Source organism: Methylotenera mobilis 13 (assembly GCF_000384255.1).
In the GTDB taxonomy this organism is placed as follows: domain Bacteria; phylum Pseudomonadota; class Gammaproteobacteria; order Burkholderiales; family Methylophilaceae; genus Methylotenera; species Methylotenera mobilis_B.
The window spans coordinates 978,846-994,677 of sequence record NZ_KB913035.1 but is presented as its reverse complement, the minus strand read 5'-3'; the positions used below and the strand labels follow the sequence as shown (position 1 = coordinate 994,677).

Annotated in this window: 14 protein-coding genes; 3 read left to right on the top strand and 11 right to left on the bottom strand. The window is 42.6% G+C overall.

All coding sequences use genetic code 11. The annotated features are described in order from the left end of the window. The first annotated feature begins 10 nt into the window (after positions 1–10). Positions 11–790, top strand: a complete 780-nt coding sequence (gene pstB / locus A391_RS0104805; protein ID WP_019897737.1) for a phosphate ABC transporter ATP-binding protein PstB — start codon at positions 11–13, stop codon at positions 788–790. 142 nt (positions 791–932) lie between these two features. On the opposite strand, the gene A391_RS0104800 is transcribed toward pstB, so the two are convergent. Next, positions 933–2,147: a glycosyltransferase gene (locus A391_RS0104800; RefSeq protein ID WP_019897736.1), complete on the bottom strand. Its 1,215-nt coding sequence runs from the start codon at positions 2,145–2,147 to the stop codon at positions 933–935. Between the two features lie 169 nt (positions 2,148–2,316). On the opposite strand from A391_RS0104800, the gene A391_RS0104795 reads away from it, so the two are divergent. Further along, on the top strand, positions 2,317–3,180 hold the full coding sequence (locus A391_RS0104795) for a zinc dependent phospholipase C family protein (RefSeq protein ID WP_029143997.1): 864 nt from the start codon (positions 2,317–2,319) through the stop codon (positions 3,178–3,180). A gap of 28 nt (positions 3,181–3,208) precedes the next feature. On the opposite strand, the gene A391_RS0104790 is transcribed toward A391_RS0104795, so the two are convergent. The 5 genes from A391_RS0104790 to rlmE form a co-directional block, all read right to left on the bottom strand. Continuing rightward, the gene (locus tag A391_RS0104790) at positions 3,209–3,745 is read right to left on the bottom strand and encodes a phosphatase PAP2 family protein (protein WP_019897733.1); all 537 of its coding nucleotides are present in this window, start codon (positions 3,743–3,745) and stop codon (positions 3,209–3,211) included. 227 nt (positions 3,746–3,972) lie between these two features. Further along, complete coding sequence (gene glmM / locus A391_RS0104785) at positions 3,973–5,328, bottom strand: phosphoglucosamine mutase (protein WP_019897732.1); 1,356 nt, start codon at positions 5,326–5,328, stop codon at positions 3,973–3,975. Between the two features lie 52 nt (positions 5,329–5,380). Beyond that, positions 5,381–6,220 (bottom strand): dihydropteroate synthase, encoded by an 840-nt coding sequence (gene folP / locus A391_RS0104780; RefSeq protein WP_019897731.1) that lies wholly within the window; start codon positions 6,218–6,220, stop codon positions 5,381–5,383. Positions 6,221–6,425: 205 nt separating this feature from the next. Further along, the gene (ftsH, locus tag A391_RS0104775) at positions 6,426–8,324 is read right to left on the bottom strand and encodes an ATP-dependent zinc metalloprotease FtsH (protein ID WP_019897730.1); all 1,899 of its coding nucleotides are present in this window, start codon (positions 8,322–8,324) and stop codon (positions 6,426–6,428) included. An 83-nt stretch (positions 8,325–8,407) separates the two neighbouring features. After that, the gene (rlmE, locus tag A391_RS0104770) at positions 8,408–9,028 is read right to left on the bottom strand and encodes a 23S rRNA (uridine(2552)-2'-O)-methyltransferase RlmE (RefSeq protein ID WP_019897728.1); all 621 of its coding nucleotides are present in this window, start codon (positions 9,026–9,028) and stop codon (positions 8,408–8,410) included. A 72-nt stretch (positions 9,029–9,100) separates the two neighbouring features. Here rlmE and yhbY point away from each other — a divergent pair, with 72 nt between their 5' ends. Continuing rightward, the gene (yhbY, locus tag A391_RS0104765; protein WP_019897726.1) at positions 9,101–9,409 is read left to right on the top strand and encodes a ribosome assembly RNA-binding protein YhbY; all 309 of its coding nucleotides are present in this window, start codon (positions 9,101–9,103) and stop codon (positions 9,407–9,409) included. Positions 9,410–9,468: 59 nt separating this feature from the next. Here yhbY and A391_RS0104760 read toward each other — a convergent pair whose 3' ends face one another. From A391_RS0104760 to A391_RS0104740, 5 genes are all read right to left on the bottom strand, one after another. Further along, a complete protein-coding gene (locus tag A391_RS0104760) occupies positions 9,469–9,906 on the bottom strand; it encodes a DUF4149 domain-containing protein (RefSeq protein WP_019897724.1) in 438 nt (145 codons plus the stop codon). A gap of 14 nt (positions 9,907–9,920) precedes the next feature. Next, positions 9,921–10,403: a transcription elongation factor GreA gene (greA, locus tag A391_RS0104755; protein WP_019897722.1), complete on the bottom strand. Its 483-nt coding sequence runs from the start codon at positions 10,401–10,403 to the stop codon at positions 9,921–9,923. A 90-nt stretch (positions 10,404–10,493) separates the two neighbouring features. Beyond that, positions 10,494–13,697: a carbamoyl-phosphate synthase large subunit gene (gene carB, locus A391_RS0104750; RefSeq protein ID WP_019897720.1), complete on the bottom strand. Its 3,204-nt coding sequence runs from the start codon at positions 13,695–13,697 to the stop codon at positions 10,494–10,496. Positions 13,698–13,905: 208 nt separating this feature from the next. Next, positions 13,906–15,048 (bottom strand): glutamine-hydrolyzing carbamoyl-phosphate synthase small subunit, encoded by a 1,143-nt coding sequence (gene carA / locus A391_RS0104745; RefSeq protein ID WP_019897718.1) that lies wholly within the window; start codon positions 15,046–15,048, stop codon positions 13,906–13,908. A gap of 165 nt (positions 15,049–15,213) precedes the next feature. After that, a complete protein-coding gene (locus A391_RS0104740) occupies positions 15,214–15,804 on the bottom strand; it encodes a DUF2238 domain-containing protein (RefSeq protein WP_019897716.1) in 591 nt (196 codons plus the stop codon). Positions 15,805–15,832: the final 28 nt, after the last annotated feature.

The window sequence follows — 15,832 nt, the reverse complement described above, 5'->3', positions numbered from 1 at the left end:
CTAAATTCTCATGATGACATCAACTACACCTGTAAAAGCTGAAGCACGTAACCTCAGCTTTTTTTATAACGGTGGCAACAATGCAGTTAAAAACGTTTCAATGCCTTTATATGAAAATAAAATCACTGCACTAATTGGACCTTCAGGTTGCGGTAAATCTACTTTTTTACGCTGTTTTAATCGTATGCATGATTTGTACCCTGGCAATAAGTACGATGGTCAAATTATCATGCATCCAGATAACACTAATATCTTAGAAAAAAATGTAGATCCAATTGAAGTACGCATGCGCATTAGCATGGTGTTTCAAAAACCTAACCCATTTCCAAAATCTATTTATGAAAATGTGGCGTATGGTTTACGTGTACGTGGTGAGAAAAACAGACGTGTGGTTGACGATAAAGTAGAGGAAGCATTAAAAGGTGCTGCACTTTGGAATGAGGTAAAAGACAGGCTGCAAGACCTAGCCTTCAATTTATCGGGCGGTCAGCAACAACGTTTATGCATTGCACGTGCCTTGGCAACCGACCCTGAGATTATGCTGTTTGATGAACCAACTTCAGCATTAGATCCAATCGCAACCGCAAATATTGAAGAGTTGATGAGTGAGCTACGAAATAAGTTAACGATTCTTGTCGTAACGCACAACATGCAGCAAGCAGCACGTGTTTCTGACTACACAGCCTATATGTACTTAGGTGAACTGATCGAACATGGTGAAACTGACCGTATTTTTACACGTCCTACCCGTAAGGAAACTGAAGATTACATTACTGGTAAGTTCGGCTAAATATTTTACTAGCTAGCTAACTTCATCCATCTAGTTAGCTAGTAAAAGTCAAATCAAGTAAACTCTTACGTAAATAACAAAGGCCAACAATGTTGGCCTTTGTTATTTAATCTCCACCTACGCTAGCGTGTACAATTATCAGTTAATCAATCACAACGTGTTTCTGCGTAATGGTTAGCTGGCTATTCTTATTAGCTGACGCTTTTGCATGCATAATATCAGCATAGAACTGCACCATGCGCTCTGCCTGTATTGACGCAGTCCACTTAGCGAGCACATAGGATCTTGCACGAACACCAAGCTCAAATCGCTCTTCAGGGTACATCAATAAATGCTTAACCTTCTCTGCAAACCGGTTAATATTGTCGGGTGCAATCAGCGCACCCTCACCATTCACCAATATTGATGCTGTACCAAGTTCAGCAATCGCTACCACTGGTGTACCTTGTGCCATAGCCTCAAGTAGCACAAGACCTTGCGTTTCACTTTTTGAAGCAAACACAAATACATCTGCAGCCTGATAACAAGCATTTAGCTCACGCTCACGATCTAAGTACCCGATAAATTTAACGTTATTTGAGATTCCAAGTTGCTGTGTTAGTTTATGTAGGCTTGCTTCAGCTGGCCCCTCACCGGTGATGACTAGCAATACATCAGGCACCTCTTTAACTAATACATTTGCCATTTCAATCAAGAATGCAATATTCTTCTCAAACGCAACACGACCCACATACAAGAGCATTGGCCGCTCCAAAGAAATCCCATACCTTTGCCTAAACGCCTTACCGTCAGCAGCCTTGAAGCTTTGCATTTGCAAGCCTGTAGGGACTACTTCAGCACTCACATTTACACCATATCCGCGTAACACATCAAGCATAGGCTGAGATGGTGCAACGATTGCATCAACAGCATTACATTGCCGCTTAGAAATCATTCTGGCCACTCCTCGCGCCATTAGTTTAGGTATCCATGGCAAGTAATGATGCAAATAATCTTCAAAAAATGTATGATAAGTTTCCACGCAAGGTACATTTAACTCGCGCGCCAATTCAAGCCCTAAATAGTGAGCCACAAAAGGAGTATGTACATGCACAATGTCATACTTTTCACGACGCAGCCCCGGTAAACGTTGCATTGCCTCTCCATATTTCATGAGCTTGTCTTCAGGATCAAAATAAATATTGCGTGCTGGTATACGCTTGATCCAAGTTTCATCTTGAGAGGAAACACCATAGTCTGGTGCGATTAAATGCACTTCATGTCCCAAGCCTTGCATTTGCTCAACAAAGGTTCTGATAGAAGTTGATACGCCATTGATACGTGGGAAATATACATCAGAAATGAATAGTATCTTCATACGCGTTGTTCACCTATTTGTTAATAAATTCTATTCCGTCATCAACAATATAAACACGCTGTATGACAGTTTCATGAACAAGCAGATACAACAACATCCTCCATCCACTGCATAAAAACATCATCACAATGTCATATTAGTATCACATCTCATTGGCACAGTGGCCGATATGAAAATACCAGAATGCATTAAAAAATATTACTGGTGGCTTCCATGCTTTGCATATTCTGCTGATGCAAATGCATGGGGTCTGTTTACCCATCTTTATTTTGCGCAATCACTATTATGGGCAATGCCACTATTAGACCCAAAATTGCAAAGGGCGATTAAAAAATTCCCAGATCTAGTAATGGCTGGCGCATGTATCCCTGACTTAGCGCTGATTCATCAACATTTCAAAAAAACCCACTTATGGGAAAACGCGCACCATCTGATTAACAACGCTGAATCTGACGAAGAAATTGCGATTGCAATCGGATATGCCAGTCATTTATATATTGATGTGATTGCGCATCATCATTTTGTGCCAGCCCATGAAGCCATGTGGTTTAAAAACACAATGTTTACACACATCACTTCTGAATGGGCAATGGATGCTTATCTAGCACCACTGCTCAACACCTCACCACATAGATTGCTAAAAAAACACAGCACCATCATAACGAGATTTATTTCAGTGCACTTTAACTGTGATGAACACATCACCAGCACTGCCATTAAGCGTCTTGCATTGGGTGATAGGTTATTAAGAAGCATAAAACTGCCTCAGATGATTCACAGAATCGCACTTGTGATTGACCGAAGTGTTAATCACAATTTCATTTACTACGTATCAAAAACGCAGATAGCGTTAGCTGATATTGGTAAAGTACTTAACGGAAGCCAACCTGCTTATGAAGCTGAGCTAAAAAATTTCAGCATAGATCAATTAGAACTATGGCGTGAAGCATGTTTAAATCACTTACGCCAAACGCACCCGCAACCTGTGCAATATTTTATAAAACCAAACCAGTTATCATCACTTGGTGATTAAAACACCAGATCACAGATGTTGCATCCGACTAGATTATTAGAAAAGACAGCATCGCTAACGTGACACCAATAAGAGCACCTGCTAATACATCACTAGGATAGTGTAGCCCTAAAACAACACGAGACAACCCAACCATTAGCGTAAAAGGCAACAACACGACAGATAATTGTGGATAGTAACTTATCGCTACCGCACTAAACACAACTGCATGTAACGTATGCCCTGATGGAAAACTAAATTTATCAAGCGGCGTCCCAGTTAACCAAATATCCTGTCTAACTTCATAAGGTCGAGGACGCAGGGTTTTACCTTTTAACCACTTATATAGCAACGTGCCAGACAACCCAGCCAAACCCATATGCAACACTGGGACTAAGCCATCACTTCCTTTTATCACTAAGATTGTCGTCATCAGCACATACCAGAACACACCGTCGCCCAATCGACTCACCACTCTAAAACCATCACGCACCAGTTTATAGCGGCTTGTATGATTAACCGCTACGCATACATTGCTATCTAACTGATGCATACGATGTAAATACAATCGCATTTTAGATGTCATCATTCACCTCCAATGTTAGTTAAACTGGAGTTAGCTTGTCATTGAAATATGAAGAATTGATGAACAACAAATGAAGCTTTGTTGAATTGAACATAAAAATAGTTAGGTTTAACCCAACAAGTAAATGAAATATTAAATCAGATGTCTACAACTAAAGCAGTCCTATCTGGGTGCTGATAAAGTCACTGTAGCCTGCTGCTAAGCGAATAAAACTGATAGATCATAGATTAAGATGCAACCTGGTTCACTACGTCAGCAATGGCTTGGGCTAATGCTTTAACCTGAACCTGATTTTCACCCTCAGCCATCACGCGAATTTTTGGCTCGGTTCCTGATGCTCTTAACAACACACGACCTGAGTCTTTTAACTCCGCTTCAGCTTGCTTCACTGCATCTTGAATCAACGCATTATCCAAATCGATTTTTTGCTTAGTCGTTACATTAATTAACACCTGCGGATAAAGTGTTAAGCCCGCACCTAGCTCGCTTAAAGTTTTACCAGTCTGAATCACTGCGTGCAACACTTGTAAGGCGGCGATAATGCCATCCCCACTACTATGTTTATCTAAAGTTAAGATATGCCCAGAATTCTCACCACCTAACTGCCAGTTATTTTGGTTTAGTAGTTCAAGTACATAGCGATCACCTACTTTTGCACGCCCAAAAGGGATATTCATCGCGGCAAGCTTATGTTCCAAAGCTAAATTCGTCATCAACGTGCCAGCCACACCACCCTGCAATAGACCAACCTGCTGACGCGCTGCGGCAATAATATAAAGCAACTGATCCCCATCTAACAATCGTCCTTCATGGTCGACCATCATTACTCGGTCACCATCACCATCAAAAGCAATACCCAAATCTGCCTGATGCTTAACTACCGTTTCCTGCAGCGCTTGTGGATGAGTAGAGCCCACTTTTTCATTAATATTCAAGCCATCAGGGTGGTTGCCAATGACAACGATTTCCGCACCTAGCTCATGAAACACAGGTGGCGCCACATGATAAGTAGCACCATGCGCACAATCCAAAACGATTTTTAATCCACGCAAATCTAATTGGTTAGGAAAAGTACTTTTACAGAACTCAACATAGCGACCTGCTGCATCATCAATACGACGCGCCTTACCAAGCCTAGCTGATTCCATCACTTGCATTGGCTCATCAAGCGCAGCCTCGATTGCATGTTCAACATCATCTGGCAACTTAGTACCTAGGCTTGAGAAAAACTTAATCCCGTTATCATAATAAGGATTATGAGATGCGGAAATAACAATACCAGCCTGCGCTCTCAACGCACGTGTTAAATAAGCAACTGCTGGAGTTGGCATAGGTCCTGTCAATAAAACATCTACCCCTGCTGCTGACAAGCCTGCCTCTAATGCTGCTTCAAGCATATAGCCAGAAATACGAGTATCTTTACCAATTAACACAGCAGGGTGCGCCCCTTTAGCTAAATGACTATCAATACTGGTCAGCACTCGCCCTGCTGCATAACCTAAGCGCATGACAAACTCTGGCGTAATTAATGCATCGCCTACACGTCCACGAATACCATCTGTACCAAAGTATTTTTTACTCATCACTATTTCTTCCAACCATTTTCTTTAAAAAACTTGCTAACGAATGTGCACATTAAACAGGCATCACAGCCGTGACAATTTTAAGTGCATCAACTGTCGCCTTCACGTCATGTACGCGCACAATCTTAGCACCTTTCATTGCTGATATTACCGAAGCGGCAAGCCCAGCATGCAAACGTTGCTGTTCATCGCCACCAGCAATTTTTCCTAATACGGATTTACGCGATAATCCTACCAGCAAAGGCCTACCAATAGCGTCAATCTCTGTTAGATGTTGTATTAATGCAATATTATGTGCAGTGGTTTTTCCGAAGCCAAAGCCCGGGTCTAATACAATACGATCTATCGCAATGCCCGCCGAAGTCACTACATGCATTCTGTCTGATAAAAAATGCACCACCTCACTCACAACATCTTGATAGCTTGGTGCTAACTGCATCGTTTGCGGCATACCCTGCATATGCATCAAACATACGCCAACATCACTATTAGCAACGATTTCGACAGCACCATCTTCTTGTAGCGCACGTACATCATTCACGATATCAATACCTGCAGCAATCGCGCTACGCATGACTTCTGGCTTATAGGTATCAATCGACAGCGGCACAGTTGATACCGCAGCTAATGCCTCGATAACAGGCATCACTCGTCTTAACTCTTCATCAAGACTGACAGGTGGCGCACCAGGCCTTGTAGACTCCCCGCCAATATCCAAAATATCAGCACCTTCTGCAATTAATGCTAAACCATGCTCCACAGCTAGATCAGTGCTGGAATATTTACCGCCATCAGAAAATGAATCAGGCGTCACATTAACAATCCCCATCACATGAGGTCGATCTAAGTTGAGCTGATATTTACCGCAATTAAATAGATATTGAGTCTGCATATGCTAATTATACTAAATCTGCATAAAAGCCGTTAGCGCGTAAAGTCATTGCTAACAGTTTAAGCATGGTGTTTAAACTAAACCTAAAACTATGAGTCAACGCTGATGCAGTTGTTCACAATTTCAGCCAATAAAAAAGGCTAGATTAAATCTAGCCTTTTCAACTCATTACTAAGTCAACCCCTATATTAGCAATTTAATTAACTTAGGTATTCGCGCTATGTTGAGGCGCTCCTGTAGGTGCCGCACTTGGTCCAGAAGATCCTGCATCACTCGCTGGAGGAACTTTAGCTTGGCGTGGTTTTGGTTCACGCACAGGTACACCAGCCATGATGTCATTAATCTGGTCTGCATCAATCGTTTCATACTCTAATAAAGCAGCTGTCATTGCTTCAACTTTATCGCTATTATCTTCAAGCAGCTTACGCGCAATATTGTATTGCTCATCAAGAATGCGACGAATCTCAGCGTCAACTTTTTGCTGTGTCGCCTCTGAAACGGTTTTAGAGCTCATACTACCAAAAAATGAATCCTGCTCACTTCCGGTGTAGACCATCGTGCCCATTGCATCACTCATACCATAACGCGTCACCATATCCCGCGCTAGTTTTGTCGCACGTTCAAAATCGTTTGAGGCACCTGTAGACATTTGATGCATAAAGATTTCTTCTGCAATACGGCCACCAAACAGAATAGAAATCTCTTCCAACATTTTGTCTTTGTAGTTACTGATGCGATCAAACTCTGGTAGCTGCCATGTCAAACCTAAAGCCCAACCGCGCGGCATAATCGTCACTTTATGCACAGGGTCTGCTTTTGGTAGCAACTTAGCAACTACTGCATGCCCAGACTCATGGTAAGCGGTATTACGACGCTCATCTTCACGCATCACCATCGACTTACGCTCAGGCCCCATGAAAATCTTATCTTTAGCATCTTCAAAATCTTGCATATCTACAGTGCGCTTATTACGACGCGCAGCAAATAATGCTGATTCATTCACAAGATTTGCCAAATCCGCACCACTAAAACCAGGCGTGCCGCGTGCCAAGATATCTGCTTTAACATCAGGATCAATCGGCACTTTACGCATGTGCACTAATAGAATCTGCTCACGGCCTTTAATATCAGGCAACCCGACCATTACTTGGCGGTCAAAACGGCCTGGACGCAACAACGCTTTGTCCAAGACATCAGCACGGTTAGTAGCCGCAATCACAATCACGCCAGAATTAGCTTCAAAGCCGTCCATTTCAACCAACATTTGGTTGAGTGTTTGCTCACGCTCATCGTTGCCACCGCCAGTGCCTGCACCACGGCTACGACCAACCGCATCAATTTCATCAATAAAAATGATACATGGTGCATTCTTTTTAGCAGTTTCAAACATGTCACGCACACGTGACGCACCAACCCCAACAAACATTTCGACGAAATCTGAACCCGAAATCGTAAAGAATGGAACTTTAGCTTCACCCGCAATGGCACGCGCCAGTAAGGTTTTACCTGTTCCTGGAGGACCTACCATTAACACACCACGTGGAATACGACCACCTAGCTTCTGGAATTTCGATGGGTCTCGCAAAAATTCTACTAACTCAAATACTTCTTCTTTAGCCTCATCGCATCCTGCGACATCAGCGAATGTTGTGTGGTTGTTACCTTCATCTAATTGACGAGCCTTACTTTTGCCAAAAGAGAATGGGCCACCACCTTTACCACCGCCTTGCATTTGGCGCATGAAGAATATCCAAACACCAATCAGTAAAATCATCGGGAACCATGACACAAAAATGCTCATGAGCAATGATTGCTCTTCTTCAGGTTTAGACTCAACCGCAACATTGTATTTAAGTAAGTCAGATACAAGCCAAGGATCAGAAGGTGCGTAAGTATTGAACTTTTTACCCTCTTGGGTAGTGCCACGCAACACGCGGCCATCTATCTGCACTTTGGCAATACGTCCGTCTTTAACGTCTTGAATAAATTGTGAATATACAATTTGGTCGTCGGCGTTACCCTTTACGCCAGACAAGTTGAATACCGCCATCAGTATCATGGCGATTGCTAACCAAATAGCAACATTCTTAAACACGTTGTTCAAAATCTTTATCCTTTTATCAACAACTACTACGCTTAAATTTCTTAAGTATTTTAGGTCTTATAAAAGCAGTTTAACCCAATTTTTTAAGGTTTACGACCTATTCCTAGCAAATAAACTTCACTGCTTCTATCACGTGATGCTTTTGGCTTACGAGTCACTACTTTATCAAACATTTGACGCATATTTTGCAAAATTTCTTCGAAACCTGCACCTATAAATACCTTGACCAAAAAGTTTCCACTTGGTTTCAACCACTCTTGACTAAAATCCAATGCCAACTCTGTTAAATAAGCAGCGCCAGCCTGATCCACATCTTTTACTCCACTGATATTGGGGGCCATATCTGCAATTACAAGGTCTACTTTCACATTATTTAATGTTTGCTCTAACAATCTAAGCACTGACTCTTCACGGAAGTCGCCCTGCAAAAAGGTCACGCCACCAATTGGGCTCATGTCCAATATATCAAGCGCAATTACTTTTCCGTGTCCTTTTAAGCGCTGCACAGCAACTTGAGACCAACTGCCCGGGGCAGATCCCAAATCCACAATCGTCATGCCAGGCTTGATTAACCTATCTTTATCATCTATCTCCATGAGCTTATATGCTGCTCGTGCACGATATCCATCTTTTTGCGCAAGTTTTACATAAGGGTCGTTTAGATGCTCTTGCATCCAAGCTTTACTGGTACGTGTAGGTTTCATTGTTGATACTTTGCCATCAAATAAACATTGCTTCGTGTTAAAATAGTTAACTAATTAATACTGCTAAAAAATATGAAACTAAGTACCAAACAAATCGCACACCTACGAGGCCTTGCTCATAGCTTAAACCCAGTTGTCATGATAGGCAATAACGGTTTAACGGAAAATGTAGTTAAAGAAATCGAACTTAACTTAAATGCTCATGAACTCATTAAAGTGCAAGTAGCTGGGGATGACCGTGAGGCACGGAAGGCTATGTTTGATGAAGTCTGCAAACTTACTAATGCTATTGCTGTGCATCACATTGGGAAACAACTGGTATTCTACCGTGCAAGCAGCACTATCAAAGAAAGTGCTAAAGTGGTAATTCCTAAACTTTAATACATCCGGCCTGCTCCAAGAAGTAGGCCGATTTGTTTGAACTGTTTAGCAATCAAGCATTAGCGTGCTTTTAGTACCATCACAATCGCAAGCACACATTCAAATACATAGGCTAAACTGGCAACACCATGCCAGTTTCTGAACCTATCCGCAAATACACTCTGCATCACATCCGCTGGAAAAGCTTGAGATTTCAACCCTTCTAATATAGGTTGAATACCAAAGTGACCGGCCAGCACCAATAGCAACATCACAAAAACAGCCCAAAAGAACGACTGTTTAAGTGCTGATGTACCAAACTGCACCAAGCGATGAATAAGCAAATAAAATGCACTCGCAAAGCCGATATATGTCACAACATTAAATAACTTCCCAGCAAGACTACCTGCCAACTGCTTGTCTTGTAGACTATCAAAAAGCACATATGCACTCATGCCAGTGCTCCATAAAGCACCTGCCCACAAAGCAATAAAAATCAAAGATAGTCGATAAGCCACAGCTTCACCTTTATTTAGATATACAGCACATCTAGCACTTCATACTCTTTTACGCCACCAGGTGCTGAAACCTCTGCAATATCTCCTGCAGATTTTCCAATTAAACCACGTGCAATTGGTGAGCTTACTGAAATCTTACCATTCTTAATATCAGCTTCATCTTCACCAACAATTTGATAAGTTTTATTATCACCTGAATCTAAATCTTCAATATTAACTGTTGCGCCAAACACAACACGGCCTTCCGCATTTAATGTTTGCGGGTCTATTATCTGCAAGTTAGACAGCTTTGCCTCTAACTCAGCAATGCGTCCTTCAATAAAACTTTGACGTTCTTTTGCTGACTCATATTCTGCATTTTCTGATAAATCACCTTGTGCACGTGCTTCTGCAATTGCCTGAATAATATTTGGACGATCAACACCACGTAAACGCTGTAATTCTTCTTTTAACAATTCTGCACCGCGAATAGTTACCGGAAATTGACTCAATGCCATACTACACCCTCGAATAAAAAAGAAACCACACTCACATGAGCGTGGTTTCAAAAGTAAAATTGATTATATACTAATTAGCTTTAGTTTATTTTAGCTTAGCTGTTTATGCAAGTTCTGCAATGATTCTACCTGCAACTCTTGCATATGCGCCATACCAATACATGCTGCTTTAGCACCCGCAATGGTCGTGTAGTAAGTCACTTTATTTTGCAACGCTGTGCGACGAATTTCATATGAGTCTGCAACAGCACGCTTATCTTCAGTCACATTCACAATAAAGCTTATGTCACCATTTTTAATCATATCAACAATATGTGGACGACCTTCTGCCACCTTATTAACTGCTTGCACTTTTAAGCCATGCTCAACTAATGCCGAGGCTGTGCCTTTTGTAGCGACTAACTCAAAACCCAACTGATGAAGCTGCTGGCCAATTTCCACTACTTTCAGGTAATCCTCTTTGCGCACGCTAATAAATGCGCGACCACCTTCAGGTAGCTTAGTTGAAGCGCCAAGCTGTGATTTCAAGAAGGCCTCAGCAAAAGTACTGCCTACCCCCATGACTTCACCTGTTGATTTCATTTCAGGACCTAGAATCGTATCTACGCCAGGAAATTTAATAAAGGGGAATACGGCTTCTTTGACTGAATAGAATGGCGGAATAATTTCTCGCGTCACATTTTGCGATGCAAGTGTTTGGCCTGCCATACAGCGTGCAGCAACCTTAGCCAACTGCAAACCACATGCCTTAGATACGAAAGGCACTGTTCGAGATGCACGAGGATTCACTTCAAGGACATATACTGTTTCACCTTGAATCGCAAACTGCACATTCATTAACCCAACCACACCCAACGCCTTTGCCATTTGCTTGGTTTGTACGCGTAGCTCATCTTGCAACTTAGCTGACAAGCTATATGGTGGCAATGAACATGCTGAGTCACCAGAGTGAACACCCGCTTGTTCAACGTGTTCCATAATACCGCCAATAATCACTTCTTGCCCATCAGACAACGCATCCACATCCACTTCAAGCGCATCATTTAAGAAACGATCAAGCAATACTGGGGACTCGTTAGAAACTTTAACAGCTTCACGCATATAGCGCTCAAGTTGACTTTGCTCCTGCACGATCTCCATCGCGCGGCCGCCTAGCACATAACTAGGACGCACTACTAAAGGATAGCCTATTTCCATTGCCAAACGAATAGCCTCTTCTGGCGTTCTGGCTGTACGGTTTGGTGGTTGTTTTAATCCTAATTCTTGCAACATTTTCTGGAAACGTTCACGGTCTTCAGCTTTATCAATTGCATCTGGCGTTGTGCCAATAATTGGCACACCAGCTTTTTCTAAATCACGCGCAAGCTTAAGCGGTGTTTGTCCACCATACTGCACAATCACGCCCACTGGCTTTTCTAGTGCAACGATTTCTAACACATCTTCCAACGTGACTGGCTCGAAGTACAAACGATCTGAAGTATCGTAATCAGTAGAAACTGTTTCAGGGTTGCAATTCACCATAATGGTTTCATAACCATCTTCACGCATTGCAAATGCAGCATGCACACAGCAGTAGTCAAACTCAATACCTTGGCCGATACGATTCGGACCACCACCTAACACCATGATTTTCTTTTTATCTGTAGGTTTGGACTCACACTCTTCTTCATAAGTAGAGTACATATAGGCAGTATTCGTCGCAAACTCAGCTGCGCAGGTATCTACGCGCTTATACACAGGGCGCACGCTCAATGCTTGACGATATGCACGCACAGCATGCTGGTCAGTATCTAATAACTTAGCCAAGCGCCTATCAGAAAAGCCCCTGCGCTTCAGTTGTAATAAAGCCGCTTTATCTAAATCAGCAATATGTTTGCCTTTTAGTGCTTGCTCACGGTCAATAATGTCTTTCAACTGCACTAAGAACCATGGGTCAATTTTGGAAATATTAAATACTTCATCAACACTCAAGCCCATTCTGAACGCATCCCCAACGTACCAAATACGCTCAGGACCAGGCACACCAATTTCTTTGGTGATGGTATCTAGATCCGTTGTTTTTTCGTCCAAGCCATCCACACCAACTTCAAGGCCGCGTAATGCTTTTTGGAACGACTCTTGGAATGTACGACCGATAGCCATGACTTCACCAACTGACTTCATCTGCGTTGTGAGGCGAGAGTCTGCTTGTGGGAATTTTTCAAAGGCGAATCTAGGGATTTTTGTCACTACGTAATCAATACTTGGCTCAAATGACACAGGTGTTGCACCACCGGTAATTTCATTACGCAACTCGTCCAAGGTAAAGCCTACAGCCAATTTTGCGGCCACTTTAGCAATTGGGAAACCTGTTGCTTTTGAAGCAAGCGCTGATGAACGAGACACGCGCGGGTTCATCTCAATCACAATCATGCGGCCATCATCTGGATTAATTGCAAACTGAACGTTTGAACCACCAGTATCAACGCCAATTTCACGCAACACTGCCAGTGAGGCGTTACGCATAATTTGGTATTCTTTATCTGTCAGTGTTTGTGCTGGCGCTACGGTGATAGAGTCGCCTGTATGCACACCCATTGGATCCAGATTTTCAATTGAACAGATAATGATGCAGTTATCAGCAGAATCACGCACCACTTCCATCTCATACTCTTTCCAGCCGAGTAGGGATTCTTCAATTAACAACTCATTAGTTGGCGATGCGTCCAAACCACGTTCGCAAATCGTAATGAACTCTTCACGGTTATAAGCAATACCACCACCACTACCACCCATGGTAAATGATGGACGAATAATCGCTGGGTAACCAATGCTGGCTTGCACCTGTAATGCTTCTTCCATGCTGTGTGCTATAGAAGAGCGCGCAGAACCCAAACCAATTTTGGTCATGGCTTCTTTAAATTTCTGACGATCTTCCGCTTTATCAATCGCCTCTTTTGAAGCACCAATTAGCTCAACGTTAAATTTAGCCAACACGCCATGCTTATCTAAATCCAAAGCACAGTTCAGCGCTGTTTGACCACCCATGGTAGGCAACAGGGCGTCTGGACGTTCTTTTTCAATAATTTTCTCAACCACTTGCCAAGTGACTGGCTCGATATAGGTAGCATCCGCCATTTCAGGATCGGTCATAATCGTTGCAGGGTTAGAGTTAACCAAAATAACACGGTAACCCTCTTCACGCAGCGCTTTACACGCCTGCGCCCCTGAGTAGTCGAACTCACAAGCCTGACCAATTACAATTGGACCAGCACCGATGATAAGAATTGATTTTATGTCTGTACGTTTTGCCATTAGATCTACTTTTTAACGAATTTATCTTGTTATCGAATTTATCTTGCATCAACACATGCGAATCTGTGTAACGCCTAATATCATACAAAAACTACTATTGCTGAAAACACCACAGCAATCAAAAGGTGGGCAGCTTTTCACTATCTCAGTTCGCTCTTTTGTGAAAACCCACTCACCAGCCTTAACTTAAAAGATAGGCGGATGAATTTTATTTACTGGTGCGCATTAACTCAATAAACTTATCGAACAGATAGCTCATTTCCGTTGGTCCAGGGCTAGCCTCTGGGTGCCCCTGAAAACTAAATGCTGGCTTATCCGTACGCGCAATCCCTTGCAAGCTTCCATCAAATAACGATACGTGTGTTACTTTGATATTCGCTGGCAAACTAGCGGCATCTGCTGCAAAACCATGGTTTTGACTTGTAATGTACACACGCTTCGTATCAAGATCTTGGACCGGATGGTTCGCACCATGATGTCCGAATTTCATTTTAAGCGTCTTAGCGCCTGAAGCAAGCGCTAAAAGTTGATGCCCTAAACAGATACCAAAAGTCGGAATACCTTTATCTACAATTGTTTTGATTGCAGAAATTGCATAATCACATGGCTCAGGATCTCCAGGGCCGTTTGACAAGAACACGCCATCAGGGTTAAGCGCCAACGCCTCTTCTGCAGTTGCTTGTGCAGGCAGAACAGTCACTTTACAACCACGTGAAACCAGCATACGTAAAATATTACGTTTAACGCCGTAATCAAATGCAACCACATGAAATTGCTCTTGGGGCGCTTTAGCAAAGCCTTGACCAAGGGCCCACTCACCTTCAGTAAATTGATATGGTTTATCACAACTCACTACTTTAGCCAAGTCCATACCAGCCAAGCCAGGGAAGCCGGCAATTGCATGAGTCGCTAATGAAAGTGCAGTAGCCTCATCAGACTCACCAGCAACGATTACGCCTGTTTGTGCGCCTTTTTCACGCAAAATTCTTGTCAATTTACGCGTGTCAATATCAGCAATCGCCACCACGTTATTAGCGACTAAATATTGAGATAAAGACTGTGTATTTCTAAAGTTACTGTGTATTAGTGGCAAATCCCTGATGACCAAACCACTGGCATAAACTTTGCCAGATTCGACGTCTTCATTGTTAACACCATAGTTCCCGATATGCGGATAAGTCAGTGTCACAATTTGTTTGGTATATGATGGGTCTGTCAATATTTCTTGGTAGCCTGTCATCGAAGTATTAAACACAACTTCAGCTACAGCATGCCCAGAAGCTCCGATCGACATGCCACGAAACACGGTTCCATCTGCTAGTACAAGTATGGCGGGCAGGTTTTGTGACACAATAACTCCTCGGTTTTACGATAATTAAAATTTACGACATTAAAAACTTCTAATCTTTAGTCCATCATGAACAGATGGCAGATGTGCAAAACGGGAGGAGCTTGTATATACTCTTCCCGTTTCAGAATTAACGAATTATAGCGAAAAAATTCCGACTAATCAATGTCAACGTGAGACATTCATCATCTGCCGATCATGAACTTTTACTAAAAACACTTGCGCGGTGACAGCCCCCGCCAATGCGATCAACATATCCCACTGCGTGTCCCACACGTCGCCTTGTGTTCCTAAAAAAGCATCCGCAGCGCCGCCTTCATAAACCGCTACCCACCACTCGATAAACTCATAAAAGGCACTGATACTGAGACAAATACAGCTCACAATGAAAAATAGCCATCGACCAGCCACCAATGGAGACTTTCTCAATAAGATTTCACGAGCGACCATCGCAGGCACAAAACCTTGTGCAAAGTGCCCAACCCTATCGTAATAATTACGTGAGAGTTCATACGTGTCACGCAACCAATTAAATAAAGGCACTTCAGCATAAGTGTAATGTCCGCCAACCAATAAGATGAGCGCATGAATCAAGATCAACGCATAAACTAGGGGAGTAAAAACAAAGGAACGATAAGTAAAAAACAGCAGGGGTAATGCAATCACTACAGGGGCCACTTCTAGCACCCATGTTAACCTATCAGCAGGATTAATCGCAGACCAAACAAATACAGCACCAAGGATGCTGAGTAAAACCATGTAGAAGTGACGATAGACTCGCACCATT

What these genes read in the sequence shown, in the direction of transcription:
- greA (WP_019897722.1), bottom strand. Translation starts at nt 10,403, where the DNA reads ATGGCATTGAGTCAATTTCCGGTAACTATTCGCGGTGCAGAATTGTTA.
- yhbY (WP_019897726.1), top strand. Translation starts at nt 9,101, where the DNA reads ATGAAACTAAGTACCAAACAAATCGCACACCTACGAGGCCTTGCTCAT.
- A391_RS0104800 (WP_019897736.1), bottom strand. Translation starts at nt 2,147, where the DNA reads ATGAAGATACTATTCATTTCTGATGTATATTTCCCACGTATCAATGGC.
- A391_RS0104790 (WP_019897733.1), bottom strand. Translation starts at nt 3,745, where the DNA reads ATGACATCTAAAATGCGATTGTATTTACATCGTATGCATCAGTTAGAT.
- pstB (WP_019897737.1), top strand. Translation starts at nt 11, where the DNA reads ATGATGACATCAACTACACCTGTAAAAGCTGAAGCACGTAACCTCAGC.
- folP (WP_019897731.1), bottom strand. Translation starts at nt 6,220, where the DNA reads ATGCAGACTCAATATCTATTTAATTGCGGTAAATATCAGCTCAACTTA.
- carB (WP_019897720.1), bottom strand. Translation starts at nt 13,697, where the DNA reads ATGGCAAAACGTACAGACATAAAATCAATTCTTATCATCGGTGCTGGT.
- A391_RS0104740 (WP_019897716.1), bottom strand. Translation starts at nt 15,804, where the DNA reads ATGGTTTTACTCAGCATCCTTGGTGCTGTATTTGTTTGGTCTGCGATT.
- rlmE (WP_019897728.1), bottom strand. Translation starts at nt 9,028, where the DNA reads ATGAAACCTACACGTACCAGTAAAGCTTGGATGCAAGAGCATCTAAAC.
- A391_RS0104795 (WP_029143997.1), top strand. Translation starts at nt 2,317, where the DNA reads ATGAAAATACCAGAATGCATTAAAAAATATTACTGGTGGCTTCCATGC.
- glmM (WP_019897732.1), bottom strand. Translation starts at nt 5,328, where the DNA reads ATGAGTAAAAAATACTTTGGTACAGATGGTATTCGTGGACGTGTAGGC.